12 protein-coding genes (1 of these 12 cut by a window edge) are annotated in these 15,163 nt (G+C 43.0%); 8 read left to right on the top strand and 4 right to left on the bottom strand.

Annotated features, from left to right (window positions below; translation table 11 throughout):
• Positions 1 to 471 precede the first annotated feature (471 nt).
• Positions 472 to 1,206 carry an SDR family NAD(P)-dependent oxidoreductase gene (locus tag BN1546_RS08210; RefSeq protein ID WP_090737049.1) on the top strand — a complete coding sequence of 245 codons (735 nt, stop codon included), beginning with the start codon at positions 472 to 474 and terminating at the stop codon, positions 1,204 to 1,206.
• Between the two features lie 131 nt (positions 1,207 to 1,337).
• Positions 1,338 to 1,766: a MarR family winged helix-turn-helix transcriptional regulator gene (locus tag BN1546_RS08205; RefSeq protein WP_090739142.1), complete on the top strand. Its 429-nt coding sequence runs from the start codon at positions 1,338 to 1,340 to the stop codon at positions 1,764 to 1,766.
• 71 nt (positions 1,767 to 1,837) lie between these two features.
• Here the strand turns inward: BN1546_RS08205 and BN1546_RS08200 are convergent.
• The 3 genes from BN1546_RS08200 to BN1546_RS08190 all read right to left on the bottom strand — a co-directional run bounded on the left by BN1546_RS08200 (position 1,838) and on the right by BN1546_RS08190 (position 5,065).
• A protein-coding gene (locus BN1546_RS08200) for an IS3 family transposase (RefSeq protein ID WP_369690576.1) occupies positions 1,838 to 3,000 on the bottom strand; the annotation gives its coding sequence in 2 pieces (ribosomal slippage) (positions 1,838 to 2,736 and positions 2,736 to 3,000; 1,164 coding nt in all).
• A gap of 124 nt (positions 3,001 to 3,124) precedes the next feature.
• A complete protein-coding gene (locus BN1546_RS08195; RefSeq protein ID WP_090737047.1) occupies positions 3,125 to 4,099 on the bottom strand; it encodes a bile acid:sodium symporter family protein in 975 nt (324 codons plus the stop codon).
• Between the two features lie 84 nt (positions 4,100 to 4,183).
• Positions 4,184 to 5,065: an AraC family transcriptional regulator gene (locus BN1546_RS08190; RefSeq protein WP_090737045.1), complete on the bottom strand. Its 882-nt coding sequence runs from the start codon at positions 5,063 to 5,065 to the stop codon at positions 4,184 to 4,186.
• A 249-nt stretch (positions 5,066 to 5,314) separates the two neighbouring features.
• Between BN1546_RS08190 and BN1546_RS08185 the strand changes: the two genes are divergently transcribed.
• Together BN1546_RS08185 and BN1546_RS08180 are read left to right on the top strand one after the other, a co-directional pair.
• On the top strand, positions 5,315 to 6,601 hold the full coding sequence (locus BN1546_RS08185; RefSeq protein ID WP_090737043.1) for a cellulase-like family protein: 1,287 nt from the start codon (positions 5,315 to 5,317) through the stop codon (positions 6,599 to 6,601).
• Positions 6,602 to 6,679: 78 nt separating this feature from the next.
• Positions 6,680 to 9,037: a beta-galactosidase gene (locus BN1546_RS08180; RefSeq protein ID WP_090737041.1), complete on the top strand. Its 2,358-nt coding sequence runs from the start codon at positions 6,680 to 6,682 to the stop codon at positions 9,035 to 9,037.
• A 111-nt stretch (positions 9,038 to 9,148) separates the two neighbouring features.
• Here BN1546_RS08180 and BN1546_RS08175 read toward each other — a convergent pair whose 3' ends face one another.
• On the bottom strand, positions 9,149 to 10,132 hold the full coding sequence (locus BN1546_RS08175; protein ID WP_090737038.1) for a glycoside hydrolase family 5 protein: 984 nt from the start codon (positions 10,130 to 10,132) through the stop codon (positions 9,149 to 9,151).
• Between the two features lie 494 nt (positions 10,133 to 10,626).
• On the opposite strand from BN1546_RS08175, the gene BN1546_RS08170 reads away from it, so the two are divergent.
• The 4 genes from BN1546_RS08170 to BN1546_RS08155 form a co-directional block, all read left to right on the top strand.
• The gene (locus tag BN1546_RS08170) at positions 10,627 to 11,190 is read left to right on the top strand and encodes a 5' nucleotidase, NT5C type (protein WP_025675578.1); all 564 of its coding nucleotides are present in this window, start codon (positions 10,627 to 10,629) and stop codon (positions 11,188 to 11,190) included.
• A 127-nt stretch (positions 11,191 to 11,317) separates the two neighbouring features.
• The gene (locus BN1546_RS08165) at positions 11,318 to 12,112 is read left to right on the top strand and encodes a Nif3-like dinuclear metal center hexameric protein (protein ID WP_090737036.1); all 795 of its coding nucleotides are present in this window, start codon (positions 11,318 to 11,320) and stop codon (positions 12,110 to 12,112) included.
• Positions 12,113 to 12,190: 78 nt separating this feature from the next.
• Positions 12,191 to 14,533, top strand: a complete 2,343-nt coding sequence (locus BN1546_RS08160; protein WP_090737034.1) for a glycoside hydrolase family 2 TIM barrel-domain containing protein — start codon at positions 12,191 to 12,193, stop codon at positions 14,531 to 14,533.
• A gap of 150 nt (positions 14,534 to 14,683) precedes the next feature.
• A protein-coding gene (locus tag BN1546_RS08155; protein ID WP_013369284.1) for an ArsR/SmtB family transcription factor crosses the window boundary here: on the top strand, positions 14,684 to 15,163 show its 5' portion. 186 nt of this gene lie beyond the right edge of the window; the window shows 480 of its 666 coding nt (coding positions 1-480); the start codon lies at positions 14,684 to 14,686; its stop codon lies beyond the right edge, outside the window.

The raw sequence follows: 15,163 nt of genomic DNA, 5'->3' as shown, positions 1-15,163 counted from the left end.
AACAATATGTTGAAAGGCATTATCTTCGTTCCTAATGATTTTAATACACCAATGGAAAGTATGGAGAGGGAAAATCTACCACTAATTTAATATTACCGGGGACATTTAAAATCATTGTAAAGATGATTGTATCAGTTATAATAGTTACTCACAGATATGATGAGGAATATGGACTGGACGGAGTACCTAAGAAAACATTGAGGAACAGCGAAGAGCCGTGAGTTGGTAAATACTTTAGAAGCAGGAGCACCGGAGAAATCTCCGGTGCTTTTTATTATCCAGTAGAGATAATATTAGTCCGTTCTACATAGCCCAGCATTCCTCTGCTAACCATACAGCTGGGATAAAGCAGCAGTAGTATGTTGACTACAAAAGGAATATAATTTAGACATCTAATATTTAGGTATCTAAATAATGTCTCTAAATATATAGGATTTGAGCAGATTGATAATGATAAAAGGAGATATCGACATGAATAGACTGGCAGATAAAGTTGCTATTATCACAGGCGGAGGATCAGGGATAGGAGAACGGATGGTTGACCTCTTTAGTGAGGAGGGAGCTGTAGTTATTGCTGCAGACATCAATGATCAAGCTCTAGAACGGGCTAGTAAGAAAACGAATGTGTACGGAATGAAACTGGATGTTTCTTCTGACGAGGATTGGAAGGCTCTTTCCGCAGAAGTGAACATTAAATTCGGTAAAATTGACATTCTGGTTAACAATGCAGGAATAACTTCTGAAAAAGGATATCAGGATATCGACCAAGATGACTGGCATAAACTGATGACGATTAACGGATATGGTCCGTTTGCAGGTATTAAGCATGTAGCTCCGTATATGGCTGCCCAAAAGAGTGGCTCTATTATTAATATTTCTTCTTACACCGCTCAAATCGGTCAGGGATTTAATCATTATTCCGCTTCAAAAGGTGCTGTACGTGCTTTGTCGAAGGCTGCGGCAACAACGTTTGGCCGGGTTGGAGTCCGTGTAAATACGCTTTTTCCGGGCATTATCGAGACACCAATGACTGAAGCGCTCAGCACATCCAGGGAAATGCTGACCCACTTAATTCAAGCGACTCCGTTGCATCGGCTTGGTCGACCTGATGATGTAGCTAACGCTGCCTTGTTTTTGGCTTCGGACGAGTCTTCATACATTACGGGATCGGAGCTTGTTATTGACGGTGGGTTTTCTGCCCAATAAAATTAGGATTCACTTTACTGGAAAAGGATATATGCCTGACCTTCTTTCAGTAAAGAATGACTTTTATACAAGCCCCCTATACAATATAGGGGGTTATTATTTTATTTGAGAAAGCAGGTTAAAGAGTGTTAATGAAAGAACAAAATATATTTACGTTGATTCATGCTATGGACCAAGTTACCAACAACCTATTAATTAGATGGAATAAAATGTTTAATGAGAATCTAGGGATATCACATATCCTTATTCTTTCGTATCTAAATAGTTACGGAAAGTATCGCCCTTCTGATCTGGCCAGATTATTGGGGCTAACTCCTCCGACATTAACCCATCTATCTGGAAAGCTTGTGAAAAAAGGGTTAATTGTCCGAGTGGCGGATGAGGAGGACCGGCGGATTGTGTACCTGCAAATAACTGACGCTGGTGACGAAATGCTAAATAAAGCGCAGGAAGAAGGACGAAAGCTTAGAAGAAAACTATTTGAAAACCTAACCGAAGAAGAAAGAGAGTCCTTATTGTCTGTTTATGAAAAACTAAATAAGGTAATGAGTGAGGATTGATACAGGTAATCATAAAGAAGCCGCCATATTGGTCATACCCCTGTCAAGTAGACAGAACTAAAAAGACATCTTTAAGCAGCAACCGTTTCTCGGTATTCAATCGGGGAACGGTTGTTTAATTTTTTCTGAAATCTATTTTCATTATAAAAAGAAATGTACTCCCGTACGTGTTGTTCTACCTCCGCTAGGGTTCCGGGTTTCGTTAAATAAATCTTCTCTGTTTTAAGATGGGAGAAGAAGGATTCTATGCAGGCATTGTCTAGGCAATTTCCACGCCTTGAATGGCTCCCAAGCATGCCAAGCCGCTTAAGTTTGCGGTTAAACGGCTTGGAGGTATACTGAAAACCCTGGTCTGAATGGAGAATGACACCCTCCATGTTCACGTTCTTACTTAGAACGTCTAGGGTCTCGCTAACTAGAGCAAGGTCATTTCGTTCCGAAAGACGCCAAGCCACGATTTCATTGTTAAACAGATCTTGAATGACAGAGAGATATACAAACCGCTCTCCAGCTCGTATGTATGTAATATCGGTAACCAGCTTGGATAAAGGAGAATCTGCCTGAAATTGTCGATCTAATCGGTTGGCATTTACCACAGATGCCTGTTTGCCAAAAAAGCGCCGCTTCTTTCGAATGACGGAACGGATCCCTAATTTCTTCATTAGGCGGTATACCTTTTTGTGATTGACCAAGATACCTTCTCTACGTAAAGCAACGGTCATCCGCAGATAACCAAAATAGGGATGGATCCGGTGGATCGACAACATATGCGATTCCAGAAGCTCTTCTTCTTGCTTACGCTGCTGGGTTGTTTGCTGATTCTTTCTCCATTTATAATATCCTGCCCGAGAAACATGGGCTAATTCAAGTAACCATTTCAACGAATATCGTGTTCGCATTCCCTCAATAATTTCAAACCTCGCTTCTTTCCTCGTCACTCCTTGTGTAGATTTGGATACTGCTTTTTTAAATATTCAATCTCCGCCCGTAGATACGCCATCTCCTCTTCGATACTGGAAAATTTCGTTTTGGGTCGTCCCTGCCTTGTGGTCGTTGGCTGGAGGTTCTCCCCCGCTCGATGTTTCATCACCCAGCTTTGCACTTGGGATTTATTACGAATGTCCAATTGTTTCGTCACTTCACGAATACTCATATGTTCTTCGTTCACCAACCGGACTGCCTCCATCTTTACATCTAAGGAGTATTGCCGGAATGATTGTCCCTTTTTAGCCATGAAAAATCCCCTCCGTTCAACAAGATTAAGTCCATCTTAACAGATGTCTTTTCTCTCTTGTCTACTAGAAGGGGATAATACCATATTGGCGGCTTTTTTATTGATAATTAGAACCGCTTCGATTTTAAGAAGCAGAGACCGTACTGCGCTTATTCTTAGCGTTGACGCGGTCGCGGCGACTCAGCAGAAATCCGACCAGAGATGCCGTGGACTGCTGGAAAATCATCCCGAGTACAACGGGCAGCGCTACCGGAGCCGGGAAGTAGGTAATGGCAAGCACAGCCCCCGCGCTAATATTGCGCATGCCGCCGTTAAAGACAAGCGCCGTACGGTCTGCATTATTCCAGCGCATCAGCCCTGATATGAGATAACCAATCGCATATCCAGTGGAGGCAAGGATAATGATGGAGAGGCATACTCCAACAAGCTTGAGATTAAAATCGACCAGGTAAGGTGCGATGACAGATCCGTTAATCATGACGACAAGAGCCATGGCGAGCTTGGAGAACGGGCTCAGCCGAGGTCCCCACACCTGCTTAATCTTTCCTTTGGTCCATTCGTTCAACACCATGCCAACTAGTGAAGGAACGACAATCATCCAGAACAGGCTCTGCATCATCGCCCAGGTATCAAGCTGCACATTCGCTCCGATCAACAGAGACATGATGCCGGGTACGGCGAACGGGGCCAAAATTGTATCAATAAGAATGATCGCCAATGTCAGCGCTGTATTGCCTTTGTAGATACTGACCCACACAAAGCTGGAAATGCCGGTAGGGATAGCCGCGCCAAGAATCAGTCCAGTAATCGTATAAGGATCATCACTGAAAGCCAGATGCCCAAACATCATGGCGAGAAGCGGCATGGCTAGGTGAAGAATAAACAGACAGGCAATCAGCGGACCAGGATGCTTGATCACATGGATAAAATCCTTGAACCCCATACCGATACTGCCCGCGAAGGTCATGAATGCAAACAGCCAGGGAGAAAGCTCGGTATATTGGGACAACGGCGTACCGATGAGGACGCCGATTAGAATGCTGATGGGTGTAATTAGCGGCATAGCTGCATTTAGTCTTCGATTCAACGTTAGGAGCATACAAAACTTCCTTTTTTGAACTTAAGTATAGACCTTGCTCTTTTATCCGTAAATGATCTGTGTAGGGAGGAGATCATCTATGAATCAACCCTTTAAATTATGTCGGTAATCCAGAGGAGAGCAGCCCATTATTTTTTTGAATAGCCTGGAGAAGTAATAAGGGTCCCTAAAACCAAGTTGTATGCTAATTTCTTTAATAGAAGCATTCGTTAAATCCAAGAGCTGACTGGCCCTCTGAATTTTCATTCTTAAATAGTAATCGACAGGAGAGTAGCCGGTTGATTGCTTGAATATCAAGTTTAAATGCTGCTTGGATACCTGAACATGCCGGCTCAGCTCATCAAGTGAAACGGTAGATTCCAATTGTTCGCCCATATAACGTGTGGCCTTATCGACATGGCTCTGGTATGTGCTGTCTTCCTTGCGATATGCAACAGATACAACAAAACTTAGCAGATAACGGATGGTTTGCGACACTTGAACTAAATGTACCATGGAGTATGATTTGTTCAGTAAAAGGTCGTAACACTGATGAAATAGCTCCAGCAGTTTGATTTCATCACTGGCGGCCATTGAAATATACATTTTAAACGGCTCAAACAACGCCATAAAATCATCCATTTGATCCCCTTGAAGATGAAACCAGTAAATTGTCCATGGATCTTCATCGTCAGCCCCATAAGTATGCGGCATGTCCCTAGGAATGTACGCAAAGCTCCGCTCTTTCAGGACAATGGTTAGGTTATCCTCGGTTCGCACCCAGCCTTTTCCACTCGCACAGTAAATGAATATATGCGAGTCACAGCCGTGTGTTCTTTCACGAAAATGATGGCGGGCATGGCTGAAGCAGCCTATATCCGTAATATATAAATTCTTTGTAAGCGGATTTGTTTTTAATTTATTCAGCATATAGGGTGGAAGGACATATACCTTTTTACGCTCAAATTCATCGGCTTTCTTATTCATAATCTATTTATCTCCCAGCCGTAGCGGCTCTAATGATGAAATACGTATATAGTCCATCATAAACAGTGGATTGTCAATTGTCTGTAATATCGCTTACTTGTAAGCTTTTGTATATGAGTGACTATGAGGGAGTGATGAATTGAGCATGCAGGAAACTGGACAGATTGAACAGGCTATAGAAGGGCTGCGGAAGGCTTGGGGATTAAGGAGCATTGAACCCTATGGACTGGGGCTGGGAGGGGAGTTCACATGAGTAGTCTGATGAGAAATGTACCGCACAAATTGACGATTACGATGTGGGACTTCTCTTGGTACACCATGACCCAGGAGGGGGAGCCCTACAGCGATCTGGAAGCTCGTTTTCAGGAAGCAGTCGAAAGAGGCTACAATACGATCCGAATATGCGCCATGCCCTTCATGTTGTTTACGGCGGATGGCAAACGTACTGGCTCCTTGGAGTTTGCGAGCCTTGGGAAAGTGGGCCAGCGTACGCGCTGGTATAACTGTCGGGGCGGCGCAGTGTTGGATGGGCATGCTCATTTGCTCGAGCTGTTTAGACAGGCCAAGGCACACAACTGTTACATTATATTATCCTCTTGGGAATATCAGCAGAGTCCGAGCTTCCTGGCTCATACTGAGCTTAGAGATGAATTAGCTGCGATCCCTCCTAAGGAAAGATTCATGGCCATTGCCAAATCAATGGATCAGTTGATTCGTTTTGTTACAGCAGAAGGCTATAGGGATCGGATTGTCTATACAGAGTTGCATAACGAAGTGGAATTTGGGCAGTTAAACGCTGTCGGAACGTCTATGGGCATAGCGGAAACGAACATACCAGCGCTTGTTGAAGCAATGCAGCCCTATGTAGAAGAAGCGATTGAATATCTTCGCCAATGCCATCCAGATATGATGATGACAGCCAGCTATACGTTAAATGAAGCCTACCCCAAAGCTTACGTGGCGCGCAATATGCAGGTGGCCCATTTTCATCTTTATATTAAAGGGGTGCTGAATGAGCTTATGGAAGCGGCAGGGCTTGATGATGAGCTGGCTCCGTTCCCCAATCCATTCGTCAAATCCCTATTGAGGGAAGAAGCCCCTCCATTTGCAGAATGGATTCTACCTCCAGAGCAGAATTGGCGGATGGAAGGCAACCCCGTTGGCATGAGGCTTATTTATTTGCACGACTGGGTAGATCCGGATCAATGGGATTTATTTTTGTACGATCGGTACGGGGATCATAAAATGGCCATGTTGCAGAAGGCCGACTCCCGATTGGAAGAGATTTATGAATGGACCCGTCATTCCGGTAATCCAATTGTCATAGGAGAAGGTTATGTAGGCTATACGCCGCTGTATGCCCAATTTGAAGAAGGTCCAGTCGGTAAATATATAGCCGAATATGTGTTGCGAAAAGGAATGGCACTAGGGTTCTGGGGAATGACCCTCTGCTCCAACTGTGCTCCGCATCATCCATTCTGGAATGATATAGCCTGGCAGCGCAAGTGGAACCAATTTATCCTAAATTCGGATTAGAGTTTCTTTCTTAGACAACCTGTTGTCTCTAAGATAGCCGGTGTCATTCAATATGAATGAGTGAGGGGAGTGAACTTCATGAGAAACTATCGAATTACAGTCCAAGATGATCACAAGCAGATTGTGAAAGGACATCTTAAACTTGGCGGCACCAATCCAAAGGGAGAACAAATCGGATTCACCAACTATTTTATGGAGAAGGATGGAGAGCCTTTTTTCGGGATTTGTGGTGAATTCCATTATACACGCTATGATGAACGCTATTGGGAAAACGAAATTATTAAAATAAAAATGGGTGGCGTCAATATCATTGCTACTTATATTTTTTGGAATCTACATGAAGAAGTTGAAGGTATTTTTAATTGGAGCAGGAATAAAAACCTCCGCTATTTCATTGAGTTGTGCGGCAAACATCAGCTATATGTCATTATCCGGATCGGACCCTTCAATCATGGCGAAATCCGAAACGGCGGTATACCGGATTGGCTATTCGGCCGCCCATTTGAGGTTCGTTCTAATGATGAGGGGTATCTGTTCTATACAAGAAGAATGTATAACGAAATCGGTATTCAGGTTAAAGGGCTGTTATATAAGGAGGGTGGGCCGATCATCGGCACTCAAATCGAAAACGAGCATCATCATTCCTCTGCTCAGTGGGGATTGACTGTAGGAATTAATGATATGTGGTTAAACTCTGGGAGTGACGGTAATTCACATATGTTAAAGCTTAAAGAAATAGCCTTGGAGGCAGGGATTGATACCCCGATCTATACATGCACAGGCTGGGGAGGAGCGACAACGCCTGTTCCTGATATGCTGCCATTATGGGGCGGGTATGCCTACTGGCCGTGGATCTATTACGAAGAGGGACGTTTGGAGGGGAAGGACGAGCATCCTGCGACACCGGAATACATTTTCCGAGACAAGCATAATAACAAGATTCCGCAGAGCTACAATTTTGAGCCCCTATACGCCCCGGAAGACTATCCGTACGCTTGCTGCGAAATGGGTGGCGGCATGGTTCAATTTTATAAATACCGGTTTGCATTTCCTTATCGTAGTGTTCCAGCGATGACAGTCATGAAGGTTGCAGAAGGCTGTAACCTGATCGGATACTATATGTATCATGGGGGTTCCAATCCTCGAGGTAAGGTTAACCCGTTCACAAACGATCTGGCTACACCTAAAATATCCTATGATTTTAATGCCATGATCGGAGAATTTGGTCAGATCAGGGAGTCATACCGAAGAACAAAGCTGCAGCATTATTTTCTTTCAACATTTCAAAAGCAATTCTCTCTGACGAAGACTATACTGCCAGAGGACACGTCCCGAATGAACCCTTATGATGTGGATACCTTACGATATGCGGTGCGCTCCAGTGCCGGGTCAGGCTACCTGTTTCTAAATAATTTCCAGGACCATGTTGAAAATCATGACCTGTGCGATTTTAATGTAAGCATCGAGCTGGCTGAGGAAACGATTGTAATCCCTAGTCAAGGTGAACTAACGTTAGGACGTGATAGCTTCGCTATATTGCCATTTAACCTCAATTTGGATGGAATAAAGCTCAAATATGCAACAGCACAGCTGATAACAAGGATAGAAGAGGAAGGAGAAATATATTATTTTTTCTTTGTACCGGACGGGATGAAAGGAACGTATGCATTGGAGTCAAAAGATATCATCAGTGCCACAATCGACAAAGGTTCGATAGAACAATTGGATGGGAATACGATCATTCAGATTGCTGAAGAGGAAGAGAGTCTTATCCGCCTGGTATTTGAAAGTGGCTTAAAAGTCGCCATCTACACGATGACTGATGAACAAAGCTTGGAGTTTTGGAAGGTTAACCTGCAAGGTCGGGACAGAGTTATCTTGACGAGTGCCAATTTACTTGTATCCGAAGATGAGATAAGACTGGAATCAACAGATCAGGAGATTGTAGCACTGAGTGTATTCCCGGATTTTGACGACTTAATCACATCTATATCTGGTGGAGAGTTGTTTACAACAACAGAAAGTAAATTATTTACAACGTATCTGTTAAGGGTTCCTAAGAAAGAAATACAATTTAATCTGAAAAGGGTGAACCATGATAAATTCGTTCTTGATTTCGAAATAAATGCCCTCAATGGGATCAAAGAGGCTCTGTTGCGTATCGATTATACGGGAGACATTGGTTATGCATTTATTGACGGTGAACTGATTCACGATAATTTCTGTAACCACACAACCTGGGAAATAGGTTTGAAATCATTTGAACATCGGCTTATCGAGCGAGGGATGTACGTATACGTTGCTCCAATTCGAAAGGGCAAGGTTCTAAACAGCAATACGACCATGGCTGGCTGGAAAGAGACTGCGGAGGAACGAATCGCGGATATTGGCACGGTCAGCATCGTACCTGTGTATGAAATTAAAATCACCCTGTAAATCAGGGAATGCAAGATCAGAAGCGCTCAGCGAAGACTTTAGTACAAAGTATTAAAAATAGATAGCTCATGGTCGTTCAACCATGAGCCTTTTTATATTCTTATTGTCTTTTTAGAAGATACCGGCTTTTTTCGATGTTTCTTTGATCCCGTTCGCTCCCTCTACCACGGTGCGACCCCAATCGGTCAGATTGCCGTTAGGCCCTGTCACAAGATCAAGATAATTAAGGTTGGAGCTATTGCCATACCAGGACCAGGCTAACCAGCCTACGCTTTTAGATTGGCCGTATCTCATGATTTCTGTCTCGTCGACGTCTGCTCCCTGATGGTAACCGCCAAATTCACCAATAATCAAAGGGAGCCCTTGATTCAGAACGTTATCAATATTGGTTCGAACCGTTTGAACATCTTTACCAGCAAACTCATACATATGAATGGAGAATACCGTATTCTTCAAAGCATCAGCTGCAAATACAGATTTACCGAAGTCATTGATAGATTGAGGATATTGTCCCCAGCCTGCACAATCGACGATGAGCGTATTTTTGATACCTGCGTTTCTTAGCTTGGGAATCGCTTGCTTATACCCATCTGCCCAACCGCCTCCATTCCAAGAGCCATACCATTCGTTCGCAATGTTCACGATAACCCGATCTTCCTTGCCGATCAGAGCATCTTTTATACTAATCCAGTAATTCACTGCTGTATCTAAAGACGCATAGTCGTCTTTACCTGTAGCATCATGAACTTCAAGTACAGCAATCATTTTATGGTTGGAGACGAGAGAGATAATATTTTTCACGGAATTAATGTCATCCTTGGTGTACTGGTTTCCGTTAGAAAGGACAATTCGGACTGTATTAGCACCTGTTTTAGCAATTGCTGGGATAGCAGTATAAAGATCGTTTTTGTACCAAGTGTGAGCATGATTGACGCCTCTCATAACGAACGGTTTGCCTGTAGAGTCATACAGCTTGGTACCGCTTACATAAAATCCTGAAGCAGCTTGCGCCTTGGAGAAGAATCCCCCCAAACCAATCATGATAAGCAGACCAGCGAGTCCAGAGAATAATGCTTTTCTTAACAATGCGTTCACTTTTATTCCTCCCTAAAATATATTATTCAACTTCCTGCTATATAGAGGTGGAGTAGGTATGTAAGTATGTAAATAGCAGTAAGCTAAACACATAATAAAGCGCTTCCATTTTTGAAGGAGTTATTTTTCGTTATTCTATCATTTGTGAATTTGTTATTCAATTGATTTTTTTGATTTATTTTTATTTTGGAGTATATCTGTATGGAAATCTTATTAAAGTGTGATTTTTAAAGGTTTTATGACGGATTCTTTCTCTATTATGATGTGTTTTCTTGATTTTTTACGTTGGTAATTTAGCTAAAAATATTAAAATAAAACCTAACTAATTTTCATGATTGCTTTGTTGAATATAAACTAACCTAACAATATGTTTGGTTGCCTATCAGAAGTCATCTGAGGAACCGACAGTATAGCCCATGCCAAGCTTCACCCCGGTATTAAATTGTTGTATGATATTCTCGTAATACTTTTACCAGAATAGATAGGGGCAGATGATGAGAAAACCAATCATAGCAGTCGATATGGACGATACGATCTGTCATCTCGTCAAACGGGCTATATACCATAACAATAGTGAATTTCCCACTCATCCGCTTCATTATGAAGACATGTTAGATTGGAACACCGATCATCTACGTCATCCCAAAAGCACACATGATGTATTTTATGGACGACCGGGTTTGTTTGAGGAACTTGAGCTGTATGACGAGTATGTTGTAGAAGAAATGGAGAAGCTTTGCAATGCTTTTGATGTCATTATTGTGACAGCGGCAGAACCAAAAACCGTCGTGGAGAAATGGAATTGGCTTCAAAGGCATATGCCATTCATTCCGATGGAGAACTTTTTCCCATGTAAACGAAAGAATCTGATTAACTATGATCTCCTGATTGATGATGGTCCCCATAATCTAGTGCCTGCGCTGGAGGACGGGAAGAAGGTGCTTTGTATTCCTCATCCATGGAATTTGAGAGCAAGAGAGCAATATGCATTCCCGGTCATGGCATCTTGGCGAGGAGCAAAAGAGCGAATCGACTCCATTTTGGGAGTTCTGAAATAAAAAAATAGATGCATTCGCAAAAACAGCTAGCTCCCTTGGAGCTGGCTGTTTTGCTAGAAATAATAGGCCCCATGATAGAATAAAATGGTACAATTGATACATATTTTTCATGGGGAGGGATACATGTATGATCATGACTATGGGGCAGATGGTGATTCATCTGACAAAGGGAATAGACATACCCAATACGACCGTAGATCTGCTTAACCCAGAGCTTAGGGATACTGAGATTCAAGGAATTGTAACCGCTTTCTGCGCGTCACAATATGTAATAGAACAAGCTATTTCGCTTGGCGCGAATTTTATTATTACGCATGAAGGTATGTATTATAGCCATCACGGTATCCAGGAATGTTTACTACATGATCCTGTCTATTTGCACAAATCTCGCCTGGTCGCCGACTCAGGCGTAGGGATTTATCGTTTTCATGACACCATACACCGTTATCAGCCAGATGGAGTGATGGTTGGACTTCTTCAGGCGCTTGATTGGCATCCTTACGTTGTGAAACAGCAGCCCTCTTCCGCCATTTTGGCTATTCCGGCTATGGAAGTTAAGAAGATCGCTGAATATATGAAAGCCAAACTTCATATTCGTTATGTACGAGTAGCTGGCGAGGTATCCATGCCGTGTGAACGAGTGGGAATTTTAGTCGGATATAGGGGAGGTGGTGAACTAGCCATACCATTATTTCTACATGAAAATGTAGACCTGGTCATTGCTGGTGAAGGGCCCGAATGGGAAACACCGGAATATGTGAAAGACGCTGTCTATCAAAGGCAAAATAAAGCACTTATCATGCTGGGACATGCTGAGAGTGAAGCGTCTGGTATGAAGTATCTTGCTGATACACTTTCCCTCCAATTTCCAACGCTCCCCGTCTACTTTGTTGAGGATCGCCCTGTGTTTGAAATATTGTAAGCGAGAACATACCTATGATGATCATCCCGCACTGTTGTTTATATCCGTTCATCTACTTTATGAAATGGAGGCAAGATAATGGGAAGCAGAGTGATTATGCCGTTCAGAACAGATTGGAAATTCGTAGAGGGCAACTACACAGGTGCTGAGAAGACAGATTATAACGATGGGCATTGGCGGGACCTTCATCTCCCTCATGATTGGAGTATTGAAAAATCGTTTGATCCACATATGCCGTATGGCGGCAATCAAGCTTATTTGCCCAGGTGGTCCGTCGGGTGGTACAGAAAACATTTTAATGTGAAGCCCTCCTCTCCAAAACAGCGCGTATACATACAATTCGATGGCATTCACAGTAATAGTGAGGTTTGGCTCAATGGGCATTTTGTGGGCAAGCGGCCCTATGGATATGTTAGCTTTCAGTATGATTTGACTCCATATATTCGGTGGGATGAGGAGAACGTAATTGCCGTCAAAGTGGACAATACGCTTCTTCCACCTGACAGATGGTATTCAGGGGCCGGTATTTATCGTAATGTCTGGCTGATTTATACGGATTATCTTCACATAACCGAATGGGGCACTTATATTACCACACCTGAAATTTCACCAGATGAAGCCAAGGTGAGTGCCAGAATCCAGGTAAGTAATCATCATGTGCATGCCGTAGAGTGTACGATTATGACTGAAATATTGGATTCACAGGGACAACTAAAAGGGAAAATTGAAAACCGAGTAATCCTTGCAGGCTTAGAATCAGAGGAAATTGAGCAGAAAACACGAGTTTTAGAGCCGGAATTATGGTCACCGGACCATCCAGTGCTCTATGAAGCCCAAACGACGATCTATTGCGACAATACTGAGGTGGATCGTTATCGTACCCCTTTTGGTATAAGAAAAGTGATCCTCGATTCTCAAAAAGGATTTTTGTTGAATGGAAGCAGCTTGAAGCTGAAGGGAGTGTGCATTCACCATGATTTAGGCTGCCTGGGAGCTGCTTATCATGATACAGCAATGAAGAGAAGGCTAGAGAAGCTGAAGGAAATGGGCTGTAACTCAATCCGTTTTGCTCATAATCCTATGGCGTCCGAATTACTAGACTTATGTGATCAGATGGGTTTTTTGGTGGTTGATGAGGCTTTTGATAAATGGAAATCTCTTTCCTATGAGCATCTATATGATGAATGGTGGGAAAAGGATCTGGAGGCCATGCTTGTTAGAGACAGGAATCATCCTAGTGTTTTGATGTGGAGCGTTGGTAATGAAGTGGAGAACCAAGGCCAACCGTCCATGCTAAACATGCTGGAGCAACTCGTTGCCTTTTGCCATAAAAAAGACCCAACCCGGCCTGTTACCTGTGCGCTTGAGCCGCATAATACACCAATCAGCTTGCGTGATGGTCCGATCGAGGCCAAGGTGGAGCATACCAAGCTGCTGGCACAACGAGTGGATGTGCTAGGGCTGAACTATCAGGAGCAGTGGTATGAGCACTATAGAGCAGCCATGCCGGATACACTTATCCTTGGAACAGAGACATTCCCATATTATCGGGGTAAAGATAACCGGGTTAAAGGTTATTTGTCCCTGAATCCCTGGTTTGATGTTGCTAATCATGATTATGTGATCGGTCAATTTGTTTGGAGTGGAATAGACTATTTGGGAGAAACAAGCTACCCCTCTAAAGGATGGTCCTCCGGACTGATCGACACATGTGGGTTCCGCAAACCTGTATCTTATCTCCAACAAAGTCTATGGTCTGATCAGCCAGTTGTGCACATAGCCGTATTTAACGATCATATGAAATCGGAATATAATCCCACATGGACAATGCACTGGAAATCGCCGACTATGGAAGATCACTGGACATTTCCTGAATACGCAGGAAAACTGATACGGTTGGTTACATTTACCAATTGTGAGAGCGTAGAATTGATCGTGAACGAGGAATCATACGGTGAGAGAAAGTTGACCCATTACTCTAATCATTTAATCCTATGGGAGCTTCCCTATACACTAGGCAAAATCCGAGCTATAGGCCGTAATGGGAATCAGCAAGTTTGTGAGCATGAACTGACCACCGCTGGGCTTCCTTATGCACTAAAATTGGAGGCTGATCGGGCGATTCTCCCTGCTGATGGGCATGAAATATCTCATGTGGAAGTAACCGTTATAGATCAACATGGGATTGTTGTACCCAACCAGGATGTTGATTTGAGCTTTGAACTGCATGGTGATGGTCGTATCCTTGGAATAGACAATGGAGATCTCACCAGTGATGAACCCTACAAGGGGAAAGAGAGACGAACACACAGAGGAAGATGTCTTGTGATTGTACAATCCGGGGATGTGGCTGGTGAGCTGTTGCTTCAAGCCTCAGCGGATGGGGAGTTACAGGGAGAAGTCAGTCTGAAAGTGGAATAAAGGAGAAAATGGATATTTGCCAGCTCATGCAGCTGGCTTTTTTTGCGTGAAAACTGAATATATTTCAGAATTGACACGAAAAAAAGGAAGATTTATAATTTCATCATTAAAGAAGTTAATTGAATAGTTTAATTAATGGGGTGTTTGATGGTGAACGAACGAGATTTCAAAGATGGTCTTTTCACCGAATACGCACGGATCGGAAAATGCTTGTCCAGCCCGAAAAGGTTGGAAATTCTTGATATTCTCATACAAGGACCCAAATCAGTTGAAGTTCTATCTAAAATGACTTCGATGTCCGTTGCCAATGTTTCTCAGCATCTACAAACTCTATATCAGGCTAAGTTGGTTCAATCCAAAAAGCAGGGAAACTTTGTGTATTATGAACTTTCTGATTCATCTGTTTTGCACTTTTTAAATTCACTGTATGACCTGTCTGAAAAGCAGTTAATTGAAGTTCAGCATATTAAGGAGCAATTTTTGGGTCAATTCTCAGATGTTGAAGGAGTCACAATGGAAGAATTGGCAATGCGGATGGAAAAAGGGGAAGTCACACTTCTGGATGTACGGCCACGAGATGAATATGAAACTGCGCATATACCGGGAGCTGTTTCCGTTCCAATTGAAGAA

The sequence above is a fragment of the Paenibacillus sp. Mc5Re-14 genome (assembly GCF_001049835.1).
In the GTDB taxonomy this organism is placed as follows: domain Bacteria; phylum Bacillota; class Bacilli; order Paenibacillales; family Paenibacillaceae; genus Paenibacillus; species Paenibacillus polymyxa_C.
The sequence above is the reverse complement of the archived record's forward strand: the minus strand, read 5'-3'. Positions and strand labels throughout refer to the sequence as shown.